Raw genomic sequence first — 21,026 nt, forward strand, 5'->3', positions numbered from 1 at the left:
GTTCTCGTTTTGACAAATTGGCCAGGAACTTCTTGAGTTTTCTCTATCTCGTCAGTGCTCTCTTTTGGCTCAAATGAAAGATCAACACAACCTAAAACCAAACCGAAAATGGAAGAAGTTTACTTACCAGAGGAGACCCTTTGCGCTTGGTTGTGGGAAGACCTGGGGCACGGCGACCTCACCACAGAGCTGACCCTACCCCCAGGACTGGAGGGTGAGGCGGTAATCCTGGCCAAGGAGACAGGGATCCTGGCCGGCCTGGAGATTGCCAAGCGGGTTTTTCGGCTGGCGGATCCCCAGGTGGAGTTCATCCCTGGAGTGGAGGAAGGGGCCAGGGTGGCTGTCCGTCAAGAGGTGGCCCACCTCAAGGGATCCCTGAAGGGCATTCTGGCGGGGGAGAGGCTGGCGCTCAATCTTCTCCAAAGGCTGTCCGGCATTGCCACCCTCACCCGCACCTATGTAGAGGCTCTCCGGGGAACCTCAACCCAGCTTCTGGACACCCGCAAGACCACTCCCGGCCTGCGCGCCCTGGAGAAGTATGCTGTACGGGTAGGGGGCGGCAAAAACCACCGCTTTGGGCTGTTCGACGGCATTTTGATCAAGGAAAACCACATCATTGCCACGCAACGCTGTTGCGACCGCGGCGCGGGAGGCGTTTTGGCAGCCGTCAAGCGGGCCAAGGAAGGTGCTCCCCACCACCTCAAGGTGGAGGTGGAGGTGCGGGATCTCCAGGAACTGGAAGAGGCTTTGGCAGCAGGAGCCGATCTCATCCTTCTGGACAACTTCACCCTGGAAGAAACCCAGGCCGCCGTCCAACGGGTGGGAGGGAGAGTTCCCCTGGAGGCCAGCGGCAACATGACCCCAGAACGGGCCAGGCAAGTGGCCGAGGCAGGCGTGAATTACGTCAGCGTCGGGGCGCTCACCCACTCGGCCAAGGCTTTGGATCTCTCTTTGCTGGTGGTGTGACCCTGAGCCAAGTCCTCGCTGGACACTGCTTTATTGCTACGCAACGCTGTTGCGACTGATGCTACTTTGAGAAGACAACCTAAGCCCAGCTCCAGCTCAACCGGGCGCCGCGAAAGGCTTCGCCGGGCATCTGGGTTGGGGGTTGCTTCTCTTGCCGGCTCAGATACCCCCCAAAGCAGAGTCGACCAACTCCAGGAGATGGGCTTTCCGTTATTGCTGCGCGCTGCTCCTGCAAACGCATTAGCGGGACAAAGTCCTCAGATCGTGTCCAGCCTCCAGAGGAACAAAACCGTTATTGCTACGCAACGCTGTCGCGACAAGAAGTCGAAAATGAAGGGAGAAACCCCATTGCTACACAACACTGCCACAATCGTCCAGGAGATTGCCCGGCTCAAACAGGAAAGGCAGGCAGTTATCCTCGCGCATTCGTATCAGCTCCCCGAAGTTCAAGAGGTGGCGGACTTTGTGGGAGACTCCTTAGGACTGGCTCGGGAGGCTCAAAAGACGAGCGCCCAGGTGATTGTCTTTGCGGGCGTGCATTTTATGGCAGAGACGGCTGCCATCCTCAACCCCGAAAAGACGGTGCTGCTGCCGGATCTGGAGGCGGGCTGTTCCTTGGCCGACAGCATTCGCCCGCAAGATGTGCTGCGGTGGAAGGCAGCCTGCCCTGAGGGCCTGGTGGTGGCCTACGTCAACACCGCTGCCGAGATCAAGGCTCTGGCAGATGTCTGCGTAACCAGCGCCAACGCAGTTCAAGTGGTGGCCAGCCTGCCCCCGGATCGCCCCATCTTCTTCGTGCCGGATATGTTTCTGGGAGCCCACGTTGCTCAAGTAACCGGAAGGGAGCTGGATCTCTTTCCGGGAGAGTGCCACGTGCATGTTGGCATCCGGGAAGAGCACCTCAAGGCGATGGTGGAAGAGCACCCTGGAGCAGAGTTCCTCATTCACCCGGAGTGCAGTTGCGGCTCTAGCTGTCTCTTCCTCAAACCGGATGCCAAGCTGCTCTCCACCGAGGGCATGGTGCGCTACGCCAAAGCTTCAGAAAGCCGCGAGTTTGTGGTGGCCACCGAGGTGGGCATTCTTCACCGGCTCAAGAAAGAAGCTCCAGACAAAACGTTCATCCCTGTCAAGGCAGAAGCCGTCTGCGAGTACATGAAGAAGATTACCTTGGAAAAGATTTACCGCTCCCTGCAGGAGATGCGCCACGTGATTCAGGTACCCCAGGAGGTGGCTGAGAAGGCTCGCCGTTCCATCCTGGCCATGCTGGCAGTGCCCGCCGGAGCCTAGAGGTGGAGGGGAAGAACGGGGCGCCGCCCTTGTTAGAAACAGACCTGTTGATCCTGGGAGCAGGGGTGGCGGGGGTGTACGCAGCCCTGTGGGCCGAAGCCCAGGGGGCGACAACTCTGGTGGTAAGCAAGGATCCCCTTCCCTCTGGCTCTACCCCTTGGGCGCAGGGTGGGGTGGCTTTTCCTGTGGATGAGGCGGACGTAGAAGCCCATATCCAAGACACCTTGCAAGCGGGCCGCGGCCTGGTGGAAGAAAAGGTGGCTCGCTCCATTGTGGAGGAAGCACCCTTGCACCTGGAGAGGCTTTTACGCTGGGGCCTTCCTTTCCATCCCCAACCTGTCCGGGAAGGGGGCCACTCCCAAGCGCGGGTACGCCATCTGGGGGGGGATCGGAGCGGACTGTGGCTTCTGAGAGGTTTGCTGGCTCGCCTCAACAGGCTGCCTTTGCAGGGCTACACAGCCCTAAGCCTTTTGCTGGCGGGGGACAGGGTAGGGGGGGCCTTGCTGCTTGGCCCTGAAGGGCCGGTGGAGGTGAGGGCCGGGGCAGTTCTCCTGGCTACGGGAGGATTTGGCAGCCTTTTCCCCGTCTCGACAGCTCCCCCGGGGGCCACCGGCGACGGAATGGTGCTGGCCTGGCGGGCAGGGGCCACTCTCAGGGATCTGGAGTTTGTGCAATTTCACCCCACGGCCTTGCCCAATGGAGCGCTGGTGAGCGAGGCAGTAAGAGGAGAAGGGGCTGTTCTCCTCAACGCCTTGGGGGAGCGTTTTATGCCTCGCTATGCGGAGCTGGGAGAGCTGGCGCCGCGGGATGTGGTAGCTCGGGCCGTTTTCTGGGAGCGGCAGCAGACAGGGGGAACCTACCTGGATCTGCGGGTCGTCGAACATCTGGAGGAGCGCTTTCCCACCGTTGTTGCCTCTGCCCGCGCCTTGGGGCTGGATCCCACGAAGGATCTGCTCCCAGTTGTTCCCGCGGCTCACTACGTGATGGGTGGGATCCGAACGGACACTTTCGGCTTCACCGGCCTGCCGGGCCTTTATGCTGCTGGGGAGGTGGCTTCCACGGGTCTGCACGGAGCCAATCGCTTGGCTTCCAACAGCCTTTTGGAAGGGCTGGTCATGGGCAAGCGGGCCGCCTTGGCTGCCTTGCAAGATTTGGGAGAGGTGAGCTTTCCCCGACAGCTGCAGAGGCTACCCGTTCTGGCGACGTCTCCCGACATCCTGCCGGCTCTCAGGCAGCGAGTTGGGGAAGCTTTGGGCGTTGTGCGGGAGGGAACACGGCTGCGGGCTTTTCTGACCTTTGTCAAGGCACTTCCCCTGCAGGAAAAGCCTTGGGCCAGCCGGGAAGAGGCCGAGGCAGGCAGTCTGCTTTTGCTGGCCCGTCTGGTAGCTCAGGGGGCGCTGCTGCGGGAGGAAAGCCGCGGGGCCCATTTCCGCGAGGATTTTCCTCAGGAAGGGGAGCCTTTCCATACGGAGGTGCGCGGTTCAACTTTTTTCCGGAGACCTCTTGATGCTACGCATTGCTAACGGCAACAGGCATTCCACTCATGGTGAAAGACGCCCGGCCTGTCGATGCGCTCGAAGGTGTGGGCCCCGAAGAAGTCCCGCTGGGCTTGGGTGAGGTTCTGGGGCAGGTTGGCGGTACGGTAGCTGTCGTAGTAGGCCAAAGAAGCGCTGATGGCCGGGATCGGGATCCCCAGGGCAGCCGCCGTGGACACCACCCGCCGCCAGGATCCCTGCCGCTCCCGGATGGCCTGCTCGAATTCCTCATCCAACAGCAGGTTCACCAGCTCTGGATCCCGTTTGTAGGCCGACTGGATCTCGCCGAGGAGGCGGGCGCGGATGATACAGCCCCCCTTCCAAATCCGCGGAATCTCACTGAAGGTGTAGACGTAGCCGTGGGCAACAGTGGCTCTTTTGAGCAGGGCCATCCCCTGCGCATAGGAGCAGATTTTGGAGCAGTAGAGGGCGGCGCGCAGATCTTGGATAAAGCAGTCGGGATCCCCTGCAAAAGTTGCGTCGGGCCCCTTCAACTGGGCAGAGGCAGCCACCCGTTCCTCTTTCATCGACGAGAGGATGCGAGCTTGCACCGCCGCTTCAATGGTGGGCACTGGTACCCCCAGATCTAGAGCGTCCTTGACTGTCCACAAACCGGTGCCTTTCTGCCCGGCCTTATCCAGGATGAGATCCACCAAAGGCTTGCCGGTTTCCGGATCCAGGGTTTGGAAAATCTTGGCGGTAATTTCAATCAGGAAAGATTCCAGCTCCGTTTCATTCCAAGCCTGAAAAATCTCCTGCATCTGCGAGGCCGACAGCTTCAAGGCCCTGCGCATTAGGTCATAGACCTCGGCGATCAGTTGCATATCGCCGTATTCGATGCCGTTGTGCACCATCTTCACGTAGTGCCCGCCCCCTTTGGGCCCCAGGTAGGTGACACAGGGGCCGTCTGGCACTTGAGCGGCAATTTTGGTCAAGATGGGCTCCAGTTGTTGGTAAGCCTCTGGGCTACAGCCGGGCATGAGGCTGGGGCCGTTCAGGGCTCCCTCTTCCCCGCCGCTCACCCCCATGCCGACAAAGTGGATCCCGGTGGGGGCGAGGGCTTCGGCACGGCGATCGGTGTCGGTGTAGAGGGAGTTGCCGCCGTCGATGATGATATCCCCCGGATCCAGCAGGGGTTTAAGCTCGTCGATCACCGCATCGACCGGCGCGCCCGCCTTGACCATGATCAAGAATTTGCGGGGCCGCTCCATCAGTTGCACCAGTTCCGGCAAGCTGTAGGCGGGGGTGATCTGTTTGCCTTGGGCTCGCTCCCGCATGAACTGGTCGGTTTTGGAGCTGGTGCGGTTGTAGACGGCAACCGGAAAGCCGTTGCGCTCGATGTTGAGGGCCAAGTTTTCCCCCATCACCGCCAGGCCAATCACCGCAAAGCTGGGCTTGCTCATGGTTGGGGCACTATCGACACCTCACCCAATCTAGAGGCCAATCCGACCGACCGGGTTCAGGGATCCTGTTTTCTTCACCTTTGCCGGCCCTGATTCAAGGGCAGCCCAAACTCTCACGGGTGGTTACGCCGGTTATCGGGTGGGATCCCTCAGCTTGCTCACACAACTGCCGCTTTGCCGCCCGATCCACATAGGCTTCGCTGAAATCGGCGCCGGCAATCTGCGCTCCTTGCCAAACCGCCCGTGCGGCAATGGCTCCCGTGAGCTTGGCCCTTCTGAGAGCCTATCCGAATACCTCGTCGTCACGTCACGACGGATGAAATCCATCACCGGATGCAAGCCGATGGAGTCGAGGCACGGCACCGTCGTGCCCCGACGGGTGCACCCCGACGAGTGGTGAATGGGATGGGCGCATGATCAACAACCCCCATTGTCCATCGATGCATCCCGTGCTCGTCGTATCATCGGGGAGGGCAGTGCGCGAACCGCCCCTCCGCTATCGGCAGATATGGGTGCGTTGCGTCGTCAAGCCACCCATGCATAGTCTTGATCAGTGATCACCGTTGGGGGCAATGGGCACCACGGTGGTTATTCGGTCGTCGTTACCCCCAGCATCGCTTCGTTCCAATCACCGCACGGGGAAGAGACGAGATTCGCTGACCTTCATCTTCCACACCAGGATGTTTCGGATAGGCTCTTAGAGATTCTCTGCCCGATACCCAAAAACCTCATCCAGCCAATCAAAGACTACTTGCTGCATCAGGCCCAGATTATTGATCTGGCAGTGAGCATCTGCACCGTCGGCGGCAACGAAGACGCGAAAGGCTTTAGGGCATCGGAGAGCGTTGTAAAACTCGCGAGCCTGCATCATTTGTGCTTCTGACTCTCCTTCGCCAACCATACACAATACCGGACATGTAATCTCTTCTATCCTTTCAACTCGTGCTTGTCGCGCCATTTCTAACGCTTCAGAAATTGTGCTTACTCCGGCTTGCCAGCAGAACTTCTCTAATGCAATACCGGGCAGGGGGTTTCTAAGACCTGCCAGCCTGGTAAGGGTGTTCCTGAAAAAACCGGGAGTTTTGAGGAGTACCGACGGAATTTCGGCCATGACAAGTTGGTAAATATCTATGATGGGAGCACTGGCTATGCAGGCTTTGATACGTTTCTCAAATGGAAGAGCGCGGGATACCATGTAGCCACCACCACTGATGCCAAATAAAGCCAACCGTTCGGCGTCGACCTCTGATCGCGTGAGGATATGATCGACGACAGCCTTGATAGGGAGTTCAGAATCGACCCGGAAGAATAAACCATCGAAGGGTGTACTTCCCTGACCGGGCAAATCTATCAGAAGAACGTGATACCTCCGGCGGACTCCTGCCGGGCCTATCCAGAAATAGAGTTCTTCGGCGCATGTTTCACCACCGCCTATCAGGATCAACGTTGGTGCTTTCCGATTCTCATTATGCCCGCACAGAAAGTAACCCGGCAGAACTTTGCCCGCGAACGGGATCTGGATCGGTTCGATAGGCGGCTTGCATTGAGCGGCTGCTTGCCGAAAACACCATTGTGCTTTTTGCCATCCCTCTCGCAGTCGTTGATCTTGCGGGCGAACGAAGATGGCTGCCATCTGATGATAGGTAAAGGCGCGCAGGTAGGCTTCACGTGCACTAACCCGATGCCCGTTTGCCAGTGCCTGTGTCGCCTGCGATTCGACGCGACGGGCCATTTCTGACCAGGCCTTGTACCAGCTTTCGGGATCACCATCTTTAATTTGGGAAGCAGTGTAGAAGCACTCGCCAAGTGCCGAACCACCTTCGTTTTGGTGAGCAAGAATCCAGGCAAAATAGAAATCCATATCGTCATTCCGAAACCGGATTCGCTGTTTGCTTCGCTGCCATAGTTTCTCTTTATTCATAACTGTTTATCCTTGAATTGGAAGAATCTTTCGCGGACTAACGGATTGTGCTGCCCTTGAATGGCGAAGGTGGTGGAGTGAGGCTAGGTGTAAGCCTGTATTAGCCGATTTTCCCCTTGCCCACTGAGAACTGGGATCATTGCGTTGCAGCAGAGACAGCCGTTATCCGCCGTAGGTTACATTCCGCTCGGTGGTGCGAAATTGCAGGATCGTCAGCCCCACCACAATGAGAAACAGGACGATGGATTGCGCGGCAGCCCTACCCAAATTGCCTGAAGACACTCCGATTTTGTAGATCTCGTAGATCAACACCGAGGTGGATCCGGAAGGGCCCCCAGCAGTCAGCAAGTCAATGGTGCCAAAGATATCGAAAAACGCATAGGTCATGTTGGTAATCACCAAAAAGAAGGTGATGGGAGAAAGCAGCGGTAGGGTGATGGCAAAAAAGCGACGCACTGCCCCGGCCCCGTCGATGGCAGCCGCTTCCAGCAAATCCTTGGGCAGGTTTTGCAGGCCGGCAAGGTAAAACAAAATGTTGTAGCCCATCTGCTTCCAAACGCTGGCAAAAATCACCACCCAAGGGGCCAAGTTGGGATCGCTGAGCCAGTTTAAACGGGGGATCCCCACCAGGCCCAGCAAATGGTTGGCCACCCCTCCCAAGGGGTTGAACATGATAAAGAAGATGATCCCGGCCACCGCCGGAGAGATGGCGTAGGGCCAGATCAGCAACACCCGATAAATCGCCGCCCCCCGAATCGGCTGATAGGCCAGCGTGGCAATCAACAGGGATCCGCTCAACCCCAGCACCACGATGGCCGCCGAAATGGCAAAGGTAATCCCCAGGCTGCGCAGATAGGTGGAATCCGTCAGCAAAGCGGTAAAGTTATCCACACAGACGAAGCGGCTGCGCGGCGCCCCCACAAACGTGAGCAGGGTGGAAAGGCGGAAGGTATCCAGCCCTGGGTAGTAGAGAAACACCACCAAGATCGTGAAGGTGGGCAACAAGAGCAGCCACGCCAGCCACCACTGCTTAAAGATGCCCCTCTCCTGAACAGCTGGGCCGGGGATCCCCAGGCGGCGCTCCTGCTCCTTCTGCGTCCACGCCAACAGCGGCCAGAGGGGAATGGCCATGCCCGCCAGCACCAGCCCCACGCCAAAGGCCATGTCGATGGCCTTGCGCTCCGGCTCAAAAGTGCAAAAATCCAGGGGCGCCATAAAAATCAGGGATCCCAGCCCTCCTGCTAGGCCCCCCAGCACTGCCCCCACCGGCACAGGCCACTCGATGCGTCGAAAACGGAGCCCCATCCAGAGGGATCCCAGCAACCCCGCCAACAGCGGCACCAACACTTGGACGAATCCCAACATGCCTCTCACCTCGGCTTTGCTCTTCACAAGAGCCTTATCAAAGCCCGGAAAGGGGCAGGCCGCCGCCCACCCCCATCCCTCAATAACACCCCTGGCCCATCGACACTGGGGCTACTGGTAAAGGGAGTTGTACTCGGCCAGAAGGCGGTTGGCCTCCTCGTTGGCCTTGGCCATGGCCTGGGCCGGATCCCCGCCTTTAAGCATCAGATCTTCCATGGTTTGGGTCACCACGTTGCGAATTTCGGGGAAAGCCCCCAGCAGCGCCCCCCGAGTGGCAGGGGTCACCTTGGAATTGTTGATTTGGTCGCTGGCGGTGAAGAAGTTGGGGTTTTCCTTGAACCAGCCCTTCGACTCCAGCAAGGCTACCGAGCTTTTCCGAATGGGCAAGTAGCCGGTCACTTGGTGCCACTCGGCAGCATTTTCGGTGTTATTGAGCCACAGCATGAAGGTCAGCGCCCCCTCTTCCACCTCCTTGGGCAGATCCTTCACCAGCCAGAGGCTGGCTCCCCCGATCAAGTTCCCCGTCCAACCCTTGTCGGCGTTGTAGGGCATGCGGGTGGTGACCAGCTCGATGTTGTTTTGCTTGGCAGCGTTGGTGATGTTGGCGGCATCGGCGCTGCTGGTGATGGCCATGGCGACGGTACCGGTCTGGATGGCCTGCTCGGTGGCTGCCCAATCCCGCTGCTTGCCGCTGTAGATGTAGTAGCCTTTGTCATACATCCCTTTCCACCAGGTGGCGATGGCAATTGAGGGCTCCGAGTCCAAAAAGACCTGGGTGGCACGGGCGGCACGGCCATTGTCGTTGTTGGCCAAGAGGGCATTCTGCTGGGCCATCCACTGCTCGTAGAACCAGCCGTGATTGGGCCAGGTCACACAGCCCTGGGGAGCGTCGGGGAGGGCCATGATCTTTTGACAAGCAGCCTCCAGCTCTTGCCAGGTGGCCGGCGGCTTTTCGATCCCAGCCTTCTTCAAGATGGCCGTGTTGGAGTAGAGAATGGGGCTGGAGCTGTTCCAGGGCATGGAGGTAAATTTGCCATCCAGGGTGTAGTAGCTCACCACCGGCTCGATAAAATCGTCGAAATTCACTGGGATCCCGTTCACTTCGGTGCGATTGCCCAGAGCCTCGGCAATGGACTTGAAGTAACCAAAATCCCGTGCCCGTTGGGTGCCCACCTCAAACCATTGCACCACCGAAGGAGCAGCATTTTGTTGAATGGCCAGGTCGGTGGCTTGCTGAATTTCTTCGTAGTTGCCGTAGCCTTCGACCGTAACTTTGTATTGAGGAAATTGTTTGTTGAACTCTGCCGCTTTTTCGCGGGCCCAATCCAGGCGGTTGTCGGTAAAGGCAATCCAAACTTTGACTTCGGCAGGAGACTGAGCAAAGCTGTCGGCAGCCAGAAGAGCAGCAGCAGACGCAGCCACGAGGCCAGCCGCAACAGCCAGGAAAGTACGACGGGTATTCATAGAAAAATGCAGTCGCATTCGCTAAAGGCACCTCTGAGATTACAGCACCGACATTAAGAGCAGGTTATGTCTGGCGGGATCCCCTCGGGAGGTGAACCCTCAGGCCGAAGTCAGAGTCAGACAGGGTAAAGGCTGAGCCTGGGTTATGATCGACAACCTCTCTAGGGGTCTGGAAAAATGAGAATGAAGATGAAAAATGCAAGCTTTTGCCTGTTGTTGGCTATTGCCCTCCTGATGGCGCTTGCCCCCTTTGCGCAGGCTCGCCCCCGTCAACGCACTCGCACAGCCACCACGCCAACGGCTGGATCCCTGGCCCCGCGCGGTGGGCGCACCTTCACTCACTCCGGCACCTACACTCGCACCGGGCCAAGTGGCAGATCGGGTAGTGGCACCTATTCCGGCCAGGGATCCCGGCAATTCATTCCCGGTCAGGGGGTGGAAGGAGACTATTCCGGCCAAGTCACTACCCAACAAGGTCAGACCTGGAACCTGAACCATCAGCACACCACTACTCACACACATGAGGGTTGGCAACGGCAGGGCAGCACCACCCTGCAAAACGCCGAGGGCAAGACGGTGGGCAGCAGCTCGAGCCTTATCGAGGGCCAAGCGGGGCAAGGCTGGCAGCACAGCGGCCAATTCAACAATGCTCGCGGCCAAACCTACACCACCGAGTCGAGCAGCACACCGACCGGGCCAGGACACTGGCAGCGGGAAACTCGCGTCTTCAATGCCCAAGGGGATCTGCTCGGTGGCTCTGATACCGATGTGCAGTACCGATTTGTACCAGGGCAAGGCTGGGTGAAAACAGTAGAAGGCAATACCCTGAAAGGTCAACCGATCCGCCGCACCACCACGATCGGCCCCAACCTGTGAAGAAGAATCTGAAGGGCACTTTAAGGGATCCCTTAGGATTTTGTGGGAGGAAGCGGGCGGACGGAATCGAACCGACAACAGCAGTTTGGAAGACTGCGGTTTTACCATTAAACTACGCCCGCACGGGCATTCAGCGATGCTGAATATCTATGGTAGCATCTCTCGGCGGTGCCCCTTCCCACTCAGAGTTTGGAGAAAAATCCATCTCCATCAGCGGGACAGACTTCTCCGGTAGGCTGGGCTTACTTGCTCTGGAGATCTTTCTGGCGTTTCCTTTGCCATTGGCGAAACTCTTTCTCGTAGCGTTCACCCTCCGTTTGGTAGGCGTTCCAGCCCTTGAGGGCAACGGTCAAGCCCCACCCCATGAGGATAAACAGCGACCAAGATAGCCCTCCACCGGAGAGCCAGTCTAAGCCCAGCAAAAAGCTGTTGACAATTCCATAGCGGCCCAGCAGTTGGTAAAACTGCCGACGGCGGTAGCGCTGGAATTCTCGGTGTTGGCTGTTCAGCTCTTGCCAGGCCTTCCATTCCTGCTCGGCCAAGTCCAGCTCTTGGGGGGAGATCCCCAGTTCGGCAGCCATCTCCTGCAGTTGGGAGCGGGTGAACTCGCCCAGGCGTGGCTGGCGGGCAATGGCCCGCTGGAGGATCTGCTGCACGTCCTCTTGGCTGTACCGGGATCCCGACATTTGGCTGACTTACATATAACTTCGTAAACTTTATATCTCTTAGTTTGGGCTAGCTGGATCTTGCGCCTTATGAAGCTCCCTCCGCCGCGGGATCCCAACCGTTAGACTAAACCTAGACTGCGAGCCTCCTTCTCTGGGGTTAAGTGTCCCTGTACTGCCTGTGATCTGTGCTTGCCAGTAGGGTTATGGCCTCCACCCGCTCTAGATCTTACCTTCGCCAGAGTCGTACCTCCCTATTGAGCGATCTGCTGCAGGCTTTGCCGCACCTGCGCCCACAACTGTATTTCAAATCCTCTTTGGTTGCCCTCAGCCACGCCATTGAGGATCAGGTGCTGCAAGGGCAGGGATCCCCGTGGGTATTCGCTAACTTTCAAAAGGAGCGCTACTACCGCCAGGAGGCACGGCGCTACCAGCGCATCAGCGCAATGGCCCAAGACGTGTTTGTGTTGGCGACCCCAGAAAAGGATTTTGCTCAGACAGACCTGCCCTACCACACCATTCCCTTGGATCCAGAGGATCCCTTGGTGCAGGAGTGGCACTTGATTGTCATCGATGCCCACTATGCCACCTGCCTCGTGTGTCGAGAACGCTTGCAGATGCAGCGGGAGCGTCCTTGGCAAAGCAGCGATATGGATGCAGCTCGCCAATTTGATGGGATCTGGTCATTTGATCGTCAGATTACAGTCCAAGCGGCTTTGGCCCTGTTGCCCAAGATCCTCAGTTACCGACCGGATCTGGAACCTCGCCTTGAGCCCCTTCGCCAGTACCTCAAGGGATCCCCGCAAAACTCCGCCAGCCAACTGAATCCAGGCCCCTTTACCGAGCGGCTGATCACCTATCTCCAGGCAGGGCAATACAAACTGCAGCGGGCCTACCGCACCATTCGGGCGCAAGAGCGCAAAGAGCATCTGATCAACCGCATCAGCAGTGCCATTCGCCAGTCTTTGGATCCCGGCGAGATTTTGGCAATTGCTGTGCAGGAGCTGGGGCAGGTGGCAGAGGTGGGGCGATGTTTGATCTACCGTTACGATGGCCAGGCCCCTGCTGTTCAGATTGAGCAGGAGTACCGCACCCTAACGATGGGCAGCCTTAAGGGATCCCTGTGGCCTCTTCCCAGCAACCCTTTTTTGCGGGAGGCAGTAGCCTCGGCACAAGCGGTGTGCTGCGAGGATACCCAAAAGGATCCCCGCCTGCAGCGAGTGCCGGAGCTGTGGCAGCCGGCCCAAATTCGGGCTTGGGTGGCCATGCCGATTCTCTATCAAGGGCGGTTGCTGGGCCTATTGGAGCTACACCACGAACACCCTCACCGCTGGCAGCCGGCCACTCTGGAGTTGGCAGAAGCCATTGCCAACCAAGTGGGGGTAGCCCTCTTGCAGGCAGAAGCCTATCAGCACCTAGAAGAGCTCAATCGCCAGTTGGCAGCTCTGGATCAGGCCAAATCAGAGCTGATTGCCGTGACCGGACACGAGCTGCGCACCCCGCTGTCCACCATTCAGGTGTGTTTGGAGTCTTTGGCCAGCGACCCCGACATGCCCCTGGAGATGCGCCAGGAAATGTTGAACACAGCCCTGCAAGATGCCGATCGGCTGCGGGAGTTGGTGCAGGACTTTCTCACCCTCTCCAAGCTGGAAAGTGGTCGCGTTCGCTGGCATATCGAGCCGTTGTCTGCTCAAGAATGTGTGGAGCTGGCCCTGAGCAATGTCAAAGCGCGACGGCGGCACGAAGACTTGCCCACCATCGAGCAGGTGCTGCCCAAACGGCTGCCAATGGTTAGGGCGGATGGGGAGTGGCTGGTGGAGGTGTTGCGTAAGCTGCTGGACAATGCCTGCAAATTTACCCCTTCCACCGGACGGATCTGGATTCGGGCAGAAGTGGAGCCACCAGCCGGTGGATCGACGGGGGCGATGGTGAAGTTCACTGTTGCCGACACCGGGCGCGGCATTGAGCCAGACCGGTTGCAAGCCATCTTCGAGCGGTTTTATCAAGCAGAGGGATCCCTGCGGCGCTCGGTGGGTGGGACGGGCTTGGGGCTAGCCATTTGCCGACTGATCATTGAGGCCATGGGGGGGCGCATCTGGGCAGAATCGGGGGGGATCAATCAAGGCAGTGCCTTCCACTTCACCCTGCCGATAGCGCACCCACACACCCAAGGACAGCCCTCGATCGCTGCTTGAGACTCGAAAGGTGAAGGACCACCGGCCCACTTTGCCTCTGGGATCCACCTGGCAAATTCCAGCTCGAATATCAAATCCCACAAATGGCAATAAAGCTGTTCCCCAGCCCCCCTCTTCTTTGGCAGAAGGGCTGAGAGTGGTCGCGTCAGCGGCGCGGAGCGCTTGGGGAACGAGGTACCTATTGGGCGCGCCTCAAACGGGCTTGGAATGATCCGACAAACTCAGGCAGCGCTCCCGAATGGCTTGTAAGTTCAGGGCCAAATCTTGGCAAATGCGGCGCTCCACCAGACCGACAGGCATTCTGCGGGGAGGCTTGACCTGCAGGTGGTAGGTGAGCAAGGTTTGATGGGCCGACCAATCGGCCAGATCCCAAAACCCCTCGAAGATAAGAAAATCCCCTTGTGTTTTTTGGAAGCGAAGCTGCTGAGGAAAGATCTCCTCGATAGCCAGCACCACCGCAGCAGAAAATTGGGCAAATAAAACCTTTTGGGATCCCACTTGACGTACCAGTGTGCGGCCATTCTCACGGCCAATGACGCGACTTTCCACCAAGTTGGGAATAAACTCCGCCAGATGGTCGTAGTCGGTCAAAACCTGCCAGACCTGCTGCCGCTCCACCGGAATCAGGACGCGACCTCGCACTTGGCGGCGGCGCTCCCCCAAATCCTCCACCTCCACCTGGATGTCTGAGGACTCCGTCCCGCTGACGCCAGCAGGAATGGGGATCCCATCTTCTGGGGTGGGGTCTTGGGGATCCCATTCAGGGTCAGAAGGCATGGCGAGAACTTCAGTCGCGTAGGTGCTGTAGAGCAGTGCGGAAACCGGAGAGGGAATCGATTTTTGACTGGACAAACCATTCGCCAGCAGTTCCAATAGGCTGCCCCCCTGTGTTTTCTGTTGTATCAGGGAACTGTATAGCAGATAACGAACTCTAGGGGAGAAGGGCCTGGAACCAACCGACGATCACCTGCCAAACCTGTTCTAGAAGGGCAAAGGGATCCCGCAACTCCTGCAGCACCTGCCGCGGGCCAATTCTAAAGACCACGTACAACACGGCCAAGATGATTACAATCCCCACCGTTGTCCAGATGGCCTCTCGAACCACCCGCACCCAAAAAACCAGCATAAAAATGGCGATGGCTACAGCGGCAACCAGCGGCAATGTGTCCAGTACCATCGGATCCCACCTCGTTTGGCTCAGACGTTTCAGATTTAACTCCACTGTAGCCAGCTTGAAGTAAACTACCCGACCCTGACTACTTCGCAGTACAGGGCGGGCTTTCGGTAGCCCTGCAGTTGGCAAGCCAACCACGGACCTCTAGGCTGGTTTACGGCAGCCCCAAGTTTGGCAATCATGTTGGCCCCATTCCAGTCCGCATCCCCTTCCCATCCACAGTGCCCACACTTGAACTGCTTCCCACTGCGATAGGATTGCGCAGGGTCGGGATGAATGTGCAAACACCGGTGGCAGGTCTGCGACGTGTAGGCAGGCGGAACCAGTACTACAGGTACTCCGGCGATGGCAGCCTTGTAGACCACAAACATCCTAAGCTGGTAGAACGCCCAGTTATTGGTTCTGCGCCGCTCAGCTTTGCTGCGTGGCTGTTGATTGACCCTTTCCCGAATCCCTGTCAAGTCTTCCAGAGCAATAGCGCTGTTTGTCGCCTTTGCCCTAGAGACAATAGCTTTGGAGATGCGATGATTGACCCACGCCTGAAAGCGCCTCTCCTTGCCAGACAGCCGTTGCAACAGTTCTCTGCATCTGCGCCGCGAACTGCGGGTGCCCTTACTGGCTTTGCGTTGGAGTGCCGCCCTCAACCGGGAGTAGTGGTCTCGGACTCTGTTCAACTGCTGTCCATTCCAGTTCTTCCCCTCTGAGGTATGAGCAATATCCGTCCTTCCCAAATCCACCCCCAGCACTCTGCCCGTGCGTTGCGGTGGGGATGGCTCCGCTTCCACACAGATTTGAATGGAGTAGGAGCCGTCTTTACGCTTGACCAGAGTGGCAGATTTGGGATTGGAGCCCGCCAACTGTTCTCTCTGGTAACGGCCAATCGCCAGCTCAAAGCGCTCTCGACCCTCCACTGTGGTCAGCGACACCGTCCAGTCTTTCTCGCGGAACGAAAAGATACGAGCGTCATAGGTCGCGAAGCCCCCCTTGAACGCTTTGACGGGGCGGTTTTTCTGTCGGGCAACCTTGCGGGCACCGGCCAGCCGTCTGCAGACCTGCTGGTCGCGTAAGCGGGACGTAGTCCTTGCCAAGTTACTGGACAAGCCGAACCGGGCACGGATTTCGCGGTAGCACAGAGATTGAAGTTTAACGGCGTTGGTGACTTTCTCGGGCGTGTTTTGGTTGACCCAGTTCAACGCCTGCACAAAGGCATCCAAGGTCGCGTCCAACTTTGCGGCCTGCGACTGGGACACCTTGAGCTTACAGGAGACGGTCAGGACTTGGGTCATGGTTCTATCGTAACTTCCGCATTCCTCCCGACACTGACCCTACGGGTACAGTGCGGGGCTCCTGCGATTTCTAGCTGAAAACAGGTGTTCGTAGATGTCCGTTGACAAGGGATCTCCTCTCGTAAAATGGGATCACCTCGAGATAACCCCTCTTTAGCTGGGCTAGACCTATGGACATCATCACCCTTGGCTGGATTGCCGTCCCCACCTTCTTCGTTCTTTCCATTGCCCTGGTGGTCTGGGGGCGCAACGGCATGTAATTTGTCATGCCTGGATTGAGCCTCACATCCATCTTGCATTCATCTTGTTGTTCCTGCCGCCGATATTGACGGGGTTACCCCCGCTCACACCATGGAAACCGATCTTCCCTTGGTCGCCCGCATCGCCTACGGAAGCATCTTTTTGCTGTTGACAGCCGTAACCCTGGGCGTTGGCTACATTACCTTCATCGACTGGCGGGATCGGCGGCGACGCAACGAAGTTGAGCGCAAAGCCCGTCGCTCCAAGCGCTAGGGCCGGTGTTGAGCCTGCTCAGGTTAATCTTCAACCCAACTCAGGGTGGGGACGGCTAGATAAGGCAAGGGATCCTGGGGTTGCAGTTGAGAAAGATGCCGCAGGATGCCCTGGTTAGCCTGCCACAGGGCTTGCACATCCCATCCAGCGTAGGTGGGCAGAAAGTCCGCCAGCTTGCGGTTGGCCTCCCCCAACAGGATCATGCAGCCGCGGCGGTTGCCGTTTTGCAGGTGATAGTAGGCCACGGCGGTTTGCAAAAGCCCCTGGTAGAAGCGCCGCTCTGGATCCACTGCCTCCATCCACAGGGCCTCTAGGGTGTCGTGGCAGGCGTAAAATTCCCCCCGGTTAAACTGCTCGGCGGCCAAACGCAACGCTTCTGAGTGGGCATTGCTCATGTGGCTAGGCACAGTTGTGGGCCAGGGGTGAGGTCTGCACAGGCAGGGATCCCTGCGGCAGCACCAGGGTAAAGCAGGTTTTGCCTTGAGAACTCTCCACCGAGACGCTGCCCCCCAGCCGCTGCATCCACTGCTTGACCAAAGCCAGGCCCAGGCCGGTGCCGCCCCGCTTCCAGGGATCCCCGCTGGGAATGCGGTAGAACTTCTCGAAGATGCGCTCCCACTCGCTGTGGGGAATTTCTACTCCCTCGTTGATCACCCGAATTTCCACCTGCTGCGGGCCGGGCCGCTGCGCCGTTACCCAGATGTTGCACCTTGGGGGAGTATACTTGCAGGCGTTGTTGACCAGCTCCTGCACCACCCGCTCCAGGCCACCTTGATCGGTGAGCACCTTGCCCACATTTGGCGCAATCTGCCACTGCAACCGTTGCTGGTTGGCCTGGGCCCGCTGTAGAAACGGCTCCAGCACGCTGGGCAGCCAGGTTGCCAGCGGCACCTCTTCCAGATGGAGCGTTTTGGATCCCTGCTCCAGCCGCTGCAGATCCAGCAGGTCGTTTACCAGTTCCGCCTCCCGCTCACACTCCTGCTCCAAGATCTTGAGATATTGCTCTCGTTTTTGGGGGGCGCGGGCGGTTTTCAGCAGTTGGATGGCCATCTTCATGTTGGTGATGGGGGTGCGCAGCTCGTGGGAGACGGTGCTCAAAAAATCATCTTTGAGGCGGTTGAGGCGCTCCAGCTCACCAATTTGCTGCACAGAAGCCTGGTAGAGGCGGGCCTGGCGGATGGCAATGGCGCAGTGATCCGCCACCTGCTGCACCACCTGCACCTCCAGTTCATCAAAGCACTCGGCTGCCGGCTTCGCCAGCCAGAGATCCCCCAGCACCCCTTGGTCATCCCGCAGCGGGCACACCAGCAGGGTCAGCCCTTCCCGACGGGGGATCCAGCCCTGCCCAGGCAAGTGGCAGAATTGCACCGCTTGACCCCCTTGCAGGTGCCGGTAGAGATCGGGGTAGTCGGCCAAGGTCAGGGTGATCCCACCGGCAGGTGGTAGAGCAGAGGTGTATTCATAGCGCACCGTCGCCTGGCCAGATGCCCAATCGTAGAGACAGAGATCGCAACCTTGAATGGGCAACCCCAGAGCCAACTCCTGCACCACTGCCCGCAGGATCTGGGCTTCCTCCAAACTGCTGCGCACCTGGTCAGTGACCCGCTGCAAGAGGGCATCCATAGCCAGAGATCGCTGCAGGGCCGCCGTCCGCTCCTGCACCTCCTGCTCCAGACGGGCGTTGAGGGTTTGCAACTGCCGGTGGAGCTGATTTTGCGTAATGGACAGGGCCAAATGTACCCCGACCCGACTCATCAGCTCTTGCTCTGCAGCTGACCAAGCCTTAGGCTCGTCAATTTTCAGCTCCCGCCAGGCAGCAAAAGAGATCAAAGGCAGTTCTTGTCTGGGATCCCCCTGAGCAAACCAACGGTAACCCGCCCAGTGGGTTTCTTGGCAGATGGCCGCGCGAAACACGCTCAGCCAGCCCACGGGCTGGTCATTCCAGACAAGCTGTACCATCAGCAGGCCACGAATGGGCGTCTGCTTCATCTGCTCTTGCAGCTCCGGCCATTTCTCCAAGTGGGAGAGCGACCACATCTTCACCCAGCCCCCCGCTCCTCCGGCCCTTCCGAGCTGCTCCTGTAGCCAGGTGTCGTAGCTTGCCGGGGGTTGCACGCCATGACAACAGAGGGTATCTGAGCCCATAAAGTGGATCCGCAGCCGCGCCCCGATCCCCTGCAAACCGGCAGCAAGCTGCTCCAGCACCGTGGTCAAGGTCGTCTCCGGGTGCAGGGGCGAGTAAACTAGAGCAGCAATTTGGTTGATGAGGCGTTCCTGCTGCGCCTTCTGCCGCGCCTGCTCCAGCAATTCCGCCTGAGCAATGGCAATGGAAACTTGATCCGCCAGCAACTGCACCACCTGCAGCTCTTCTTGGGAGTAGGGACGAGGCTCAGCATGATGGGAGACCAACAGCCCCCATAGCTCCTGGTGATGCATCAGGGGAACCACCAAGGAAGAGGCCACCCCCATGGATTTCAAATAGTGAACATGGCAGGGATCCACGGGCCGCTGCAGCGGCTCGCCCAGAGGAACCCTAGCAGACAACCCCCAAGACTCCGGCTGGCTGATGGAACGGCTCTGCGCCTCCACATCCACAATCACCCGCACCTGAGCTAGGCGAAACAACCGCCGCGCCTCCTCGGGAATGTCCCCTGCCGGAAAAGTCAGCCCCAAGAGCGAGGGCAGCCGCTCCCCTCCTCGCGCTTCCGCCACCACCGTTCCGTGACCTTCGGGATCAAAGCGGTAAACCTTCACCCGATCCGTTTCCAGAAAAGACCGTATCTCTTCCGCTGTTGCCTTGAGGATTTCCTCCAGCTCCAGGGATTGCCGAATCTGGTGGGTGATGCGGTTGATGAGGGCATCTCGGCTGGGTCGAGCTGCGGCAGCCCACGTTTCAGTATCCATAGTTGCAAGCCCCTAGCCCCTGGGATTAACGGGAAGTATCTAGAGATACATTCCTTTTTTCCAGCATAGGATGCCTTTGAGAAGAGCAGTCGGAGTTGAAAAGAAAAGTTAAAGAAAAAGTTAAAAATGGTAACTCAGGGTTTCCCGGGTTGGAATCGCCTGAGATCGGGTGAGATCTAGGGTCGGGAATGGCCTACGGCTCACCCGCGCCCTCGGAAAGCAGAGCTAGAGGAGAGGCAACCGAAACAGGCGAGCGGCATTTTGGCTGGTTTCTTCTGCCAGTTTTTCCGGCGGGATTCCCAACAGCTCCGCCAAGGTTTGGGCCACCCGCTGCACATAGGCCGGCTCATTGCGTTTGCCGCGGAAGGGGGTGGGAGCCAGAAAAGGGCAATCGGTTTCCACCAAAAGCTGGGATAGGGGCACCTCCAAGGCCGACCAGCGGACAGTCTCGGCATTTTTGAAAGTGACAATGCCGCTGAAGCTAATGAAGCAGCCCAGCTCGACAAACAGCCGCGTCTCCTCCGGGGATCCGCTCCAGCAATGCATCACCGCCCGCACTGGCCCCCCCGTGGCCATGGCCTCCTTGAGGATGGCGTAGGTGGCTGCTGCCGCCTCGCGGCAATGGACGATCAACGCCAGATCCTGCGCTTGGGCAATGGCAATCTGGGCCCAGAAGGATTCTTTTTGCCGCTCGATATCCGCCGGGTTGGACTTGTAGAAATCCAGGCCCGTCTCCCCGATAGCCACCACTCGCTCGTCGCTGGCGGCCAGGTGGGCGATCTTTTCGGCCAAATCGGGCTGCCACTGGCCCGCCTCCAAAGGGTGCAGCCCCACCGACAAAAATACTTCCGGATACTGGTCGGCAATGGCCTGCAACTGGGGGAATTCTGCCGGTGTTACACAAGAATGCACCAAACGCCGGATCCCCGTCTGACGCCAGCGCTCGGCCACCTGGGGCAGATCCGCGGCAAAATCGGGGTAATTGAGGTGGACGTGAGTATCCACCAAAGGAGCAGCAGGTAAGACGGCGGTGCTCAAGGCTCAGCTCCCCAACAATCGTGTTGCCAACCTTATCCAATTGTAAAAGCTGTCCCTGGCCTGCTTGGGATCCCTTCTGGCGCTCCCGTTTGCCGGCGAGCTCCCCTTGCGACGGCTCCTGTGGGAGCATGCCTCTAACCCCCAAAACCCTGAACTTTGCTGAATTTACTGAGCTTTAGGCGGTTTGGCAAAAGTCATTGAGAGGGATATAGTAGACCAAGTTTCCCCCTGATCCTTGAGTCCACCGCAACGGTTGCCGGGAAGTGAAGGGGGAAAGCGCTCGGGGGGTATTCCTCAGGGCTTTGCGGGATACCGCCTTCCTGCTCAGAGATAGGCAGGATGCGATCGCTTCTTTCCTGAACCATGTTCAGGAGAGTTCAGCGTGAATGTATCAGCAATCGGCTGGGGTAAAACAACGTAGGGATAATAGTCTT

General features: G+C 58.5%; 18 protein-coding genes, 1 tRNA gene and 1 pseudogene. 7 read left to right on the forward strand and 13 right to left on the reverse strand.

All coding sequences use genetic code 11. The features are described 5' to 3' along the window. The first annotated feature begins 108 nt into the window (after positions 1-108). From nadC to ACVW0B_RS11660, 3 genes are all read left to right on the forward strand, one after another. On the forward strand, positions 109-966 hold the full coding sequence (gene nadC, locus ACVW0B_RS11650; RefSeq protein WP_011434043.1) for a carboxylating nicotinate-nucleotide diphosphorylase: 858 nt from the start codon (positions 109-111) through the stop codon (positions 964-966). 198 nt (positions 967-1,164) lie between these two features. Beyond that, positions 1,165-2,253, forward strand: coding sequence for a quinolinate synthase NadA (nadA, locus tag ACVW0B_RS11655; protein ID WP_457491748.1), 1,089 nt, complete (start codon positions 1,165-1,167; stop codon positions 2,251-2,253). A gap of 29 nt (positions 2,254-2,282) precedes the next feature. After that, positions 2,283-3,776 (forward strand): L-aspartate oxidase, encoded by a 1,494-nt coding sequence (locus tag ACVW0B_RS11660; protein WP_457491749.1) that lies wholly within the window; start codon positions 2,283-2,285, stop codon positions 3,774-3,776. Here the strand turns inward: ACVW0B_RS11660 and gndA are convergent. The 5 genes and pseudogenes from gndA to ACVW0B_RS11685 form a co-directional block, all read right to left on the reverse strand. Then, positions 3,773-5,191: an NADP-dependent phosphogluconate dehydrogenase gene (gene gndA, locus ACVW0B_RS11665; RefSeq protein WP_457491750.1), complete on the reverse strand. Its 1,419-nt coding sequence runs from the start codon at positions 5,189-5,191 to the stop codon at positions 3,773-3,775. The genes ACVW0B_RS11660 and gndA overlap by 4 nt on opposite strands. 94 nt (positions 5,192-5,285) lie before the next feature. Then, positions 5,286-5,459, reverse strand: a pseudogene (locus ACVW0B_RS11670) (pentapeptide repeat-containing protein); the annotation flags it as partial. Between the two features lie 429 nt (positions 5,460-5,888). Then, positions 5,889-7,112, reverse strand: a complete 1,224-nt coding sequence (locus tag ACVW0B_RS11675) for an alpha/beta hydrolase family protein (RefSeq protein WP_457387885.1) — start codon at positions 7,110-7,112, stop codon at positions 5,889-5,891. Positions 7,113-7,274: 162 nt separating this feature from the next. Further along, positions 7,275-8,477, reverse strand: a complete 1,203-nt coding sequence (locus ACVW0B_RS11680) for a carbohydrate ABC transporter permease (protein ID WP_414329418.1) — start codon at positions 8,475-8,477, stop codon at positions 7,275-7,277. Positions 8,478-8,588: 111 nt separating this feature from the next. Then, positions 8,589-9,941 (reverse strand): ABC transporter substrate-binding protein, encoded by a 1,353-nt coding sequence (locus ACVW0B_RS11685; protein WP_414522758.1) that lies wholly within the window; start codon positions 9,939-9,941, stop codon positions 8,589-8,591. Between the two features lie 189 nt (positions 9,942-10,130). Here ACVW0B_RS11685 and ACVW0B_RS11690 point away from each other — a divergent pair, with 189 nt between their 5' ends. Continuing rightward, positions 10,131-10,817 (forward strand): hypothetical protein, encoded by a 687-nt coding sequence (locus ACVW0B_RS11690; protein WP_457491751.1) that lies wholly within the window; start codon positions 10,131-10,133, stop codon positions 10,815-10,817. Positions 10,818-10,868: 51 nt separating this feature from the next. Here the strand turns inward: ACVW0B_RS11690 and ACVW0B_RS11695 are convergent. Continuing rightward, a tRNA-Gly gene (locus tag ACVW0B_RS11695) sits at positions 10,869-10,939 on the reverse strand. 120 nt (positions 10,940-11,059) lie between these two features. Beyond that, entirely contained in the window at positions 11,060-11,503 is a 444-nt protein-coding gene (locus ACVW0B_RS11700; RefSeq protein ID WP_011434035.1) for a 2TM domain-containing protein, read from the reverse strand. Between the two features lie 185 nt (positions 11,504-11,688). Between ACVW0B_RS11700 and ACVW0B_RS11705 the strand changes: the two genes are divergently transcribed. After that, positions 11,689-13,677: a DICT sensory domain-containing protein gene (locus ACVW0B_RS11705; RefSeq protein WP_414406444.1), complete on the forward strand. Its 1,989-nt coding sequence runs from the start codon at positions 11,689-11,691 to the stop codon at positions 13,675-13,677. 192 nt (positions 13,678-13,869) lie between these two features. Here ACVW0B_RS11705 and ACVW0B_RS11710 read toward each other — a convergent pair whose 3' ends face one another. The 3 genes from ACVW0B_RS11710 to ACVW0B_RS11720 all read right to left on the reverse strand — a co-directional run bounded on the left by ACVW0B_RS11710 (position 13,870) and on the right by ACVW0B_RS11720 (position 16,137). Next, complete coding sequence (locus ACVW0B_RS11710; protein WP_414342286.1) at positions 13,870-14,454, reverse strand: SRPBCC family protein; 585 nt, start codon at positions 14,452-14,454, stop codon at positions 13,870-13,872. A gap of 154 nt (positions 14,455-14,608) precedes the next feature. Continuing rightward, positions 14,609-14,854, reverse strand: a complete 246-nt coding sequence (locus tag ACVW0B_RS11715) for a hypothetical protein (protein WP_049749597.1) — start codon at positions 14,852-14,854, stop codon at positions 14,609-14,611. Positions 14,855-14,919: 65 nt separating this feature from the next. Further along, positions 14,920-16,137, reverse strand: coding sequence for an RNA-guided endonuclease InsQ/TnpB family protein (locus ACVW0B_RS11720; RefSeq protein WP_457491752.1), 1,218 nt, complete (start codon positions 16,135-16,137; stop codon positions 14,920-14,922). 170 nt (positions 16,138-16,307) lie between these two features. On the opposite strand from ACVW0B_RS11720, the gene ACVW0B_RS11725 reads away from it, so the two are divergent. Both ACVW0B_RS11725 and ACVW0B_RS11730 read left to right on the forward strand, forming a co-directional pair. Beyond that, positions 16,308-16,397, forward strand: coding sequence for a cytochrome b6-f complex subunit PetN (locus tag ACVW0B_RS11725; RefSeq protein ID WP_244349857.1), 90 nt, complete (start codon positions 16,308-16,310; stop codon positions 16,395-16,397). Positions 16,398-16,488: 91 nt separating this feature from the next. Beyond that, a complete protein-coding gene (locus tag ACVW0B_RS11730; protein ID WP_011434030.1) occupies positions 16,489-16,650 on the forward strand; it encodes a hypothetical protein in 162 nt (53 codons plus the stop codon). A gap of 23 nt (positions 16,651-16,673) precedes the next feature. On the opposite strand, the gene ACVW0B_RS11735 is transcribed toward ACVW0B_RS11730, so the two are convergent. The 3 genes from ACVW0B_RS11735 to ACVW0B_RS11745 form a co-directional block, all read right to left on the reverse strand. After that, positions 16,674-17,045, reverse strand: coding sequence for a DUF309 domain-containing protein (locus ACVW0B_RS11735; protein WP_414357508.1), 372 nt, complete (start codon positions 17,043-17,045; stop codon positions 16,674-16,676). 4 nt (positions 17,046-17,049) lie between these two features. Beyond that, a complete protein-coding gene (locus ACVW0B_RS11740) occupies positions 17,050-19,554 on the reverse strand; it encodes a sensor histidine kinase (RefSeq protein WP_457387890.1) in 2,505 nt (834 codons plus the stop codon). Positions 19,555-19,779: 225 nt separating this feature from the next. Further along, on the reverse strand, positions 19,780-20,559 hold the full coding sequence (locus ACVW0B_RS11745) for a TatD family hydrolase (protein ID WP_457387941.1): 780 nt from the start codon (positions 20,557-20,559) through the stop codon (positions 19,780-19,782). Between the last annotated feature and the right edge of the window lie 467 nt (positions 20,560-21,026).

The organism is Thermostichus sp. MS-CIW-23, assembly GCF_054059455.1.

What these genes read in the sequence shown, in the direction of transcription:
- ACVW0B_RS11700 (WP_011434035.1), bottom strand. Translation starts at nt 11,503, where the DNA reads ATGTCGGGATCCCGGTACAGCCAAGAGGACGTGCAGCAGATCCTCCAG.
- ACVW0B_RS11680 (WP_414329418.1), bottom strand. Translation starts at nt 8,477, where the DNA reads ATGTTGGGATTCGTCCAAGTGTTGGTGCCGCTGTTGGCGGGGTTGCTG.
- ACVW0B_RS11685 (WP_414522758.1), bottom strand. Translation starts at nt 9,941, where the DNA reads ATGAATACCCGTCGTACTTTCCTGGCTGTTGCGGCTGGCCTCGTGGCT.
- ACVW0B_RS11720 (WP_457491752.1), bottom strand. Translation starts at nt 16,137, where the DNA reads ATGACCCAAGTCCTGACCGTCTCCTGTAAGCTCAAGGTGTCCCAGTCG.
- ACVW0B_RS11735 (WP_414357508.1), bottom strand. Translation starts at nt 17,045, where the DNA reads ATGAGCAATGCCCACTCAGAAGCGTTGCGTTTGGCCGCCGAGCAGTTT.
- ACVW0B_RS11705 (WP_414406444.1), top strand. Translation starts at nt 11,689, where the DNA reads ATGGCCTCCACCCGCTCTAGATCTTACCTTCGCCAGAGTCGTACCTCC.
- ACVW0B_RS11690 (WP_457491751.1), top strand. Translation starts at nt 10,131, where the DNA reads ATGAAAAATGCAAGCTTTTGCCTGTTGTTGGCTATTGCCCTCCTGATG.
- gndA (WP_457491750.1), bottom strand. Translation starts at nt 5,191, where the DNA reads ATGAGCAAGCCCAGCTTTGCGGTGATTGGCCTGGCGGTGATGGGGGAA.
- ACVW0B_RS11740 (WP_457387890.1), bottom strand. Translation starts at nt 19,554, where the DNA reads ATGGATACTGAAACGTGGGCTGCCGCAGCTCGACCCAGCCGAGATGCC.
- ACVW0B_RS11730 (WP_011434030.1), top strand. Translation starts at nt 16,489, where the DNA reads ATGGAAACCGATCTTCCCTTGGTCGCCCGCATCGCCTACGGAAGCATC.
- ACVW0B_RS11675 (WP_457387885.1), bottom strand. Translation starts at nt 7,112, where the DNA reads ATGAATAAAGAGAAACTATGGCAGCGAAGCAAACAGCGAATCCGGTTT.
- ACVW0B_RS11725 (WP_244349857.1), top strand. Translation starts at nt 16,308, where the DNA reads ATGGACATCATCACCCTTGGCTGGATTGCCGTCCCCACCTTCTTCGTT.
- ACVW0B_RS11715 (WP_049749597.1), bottom strand. Translation starts at nt 14,854, where the DNA reads ATGGTACTGGACACATTGCCGCTGGTTGCCGCTGTAGCCATCGCCATT.
- nadC (WP_011434043.1), top strand. Translation starts at nt 109, where the DNA reads ATGGAAGAAGTTTACTTACCAGAGGAGACCCTTTGCGCTTGGTTGTGG.
- ACVW0B_RS11710 (WP_414342286.1), bottom strand. Translation starts at nt 14,454, where the DNA reads ATGCCTTCTGACCCTGAATGGGATCCCCAAGACCCCACCCCAGAAGAT.
- nadA (WP_457491748.1), top strand. Translation starts at nt 1,165, where the DNA reads ATGGGCTTTCCGTTATTGCTGCGCGCTGCTCCTGCAAACGCATTAGCG.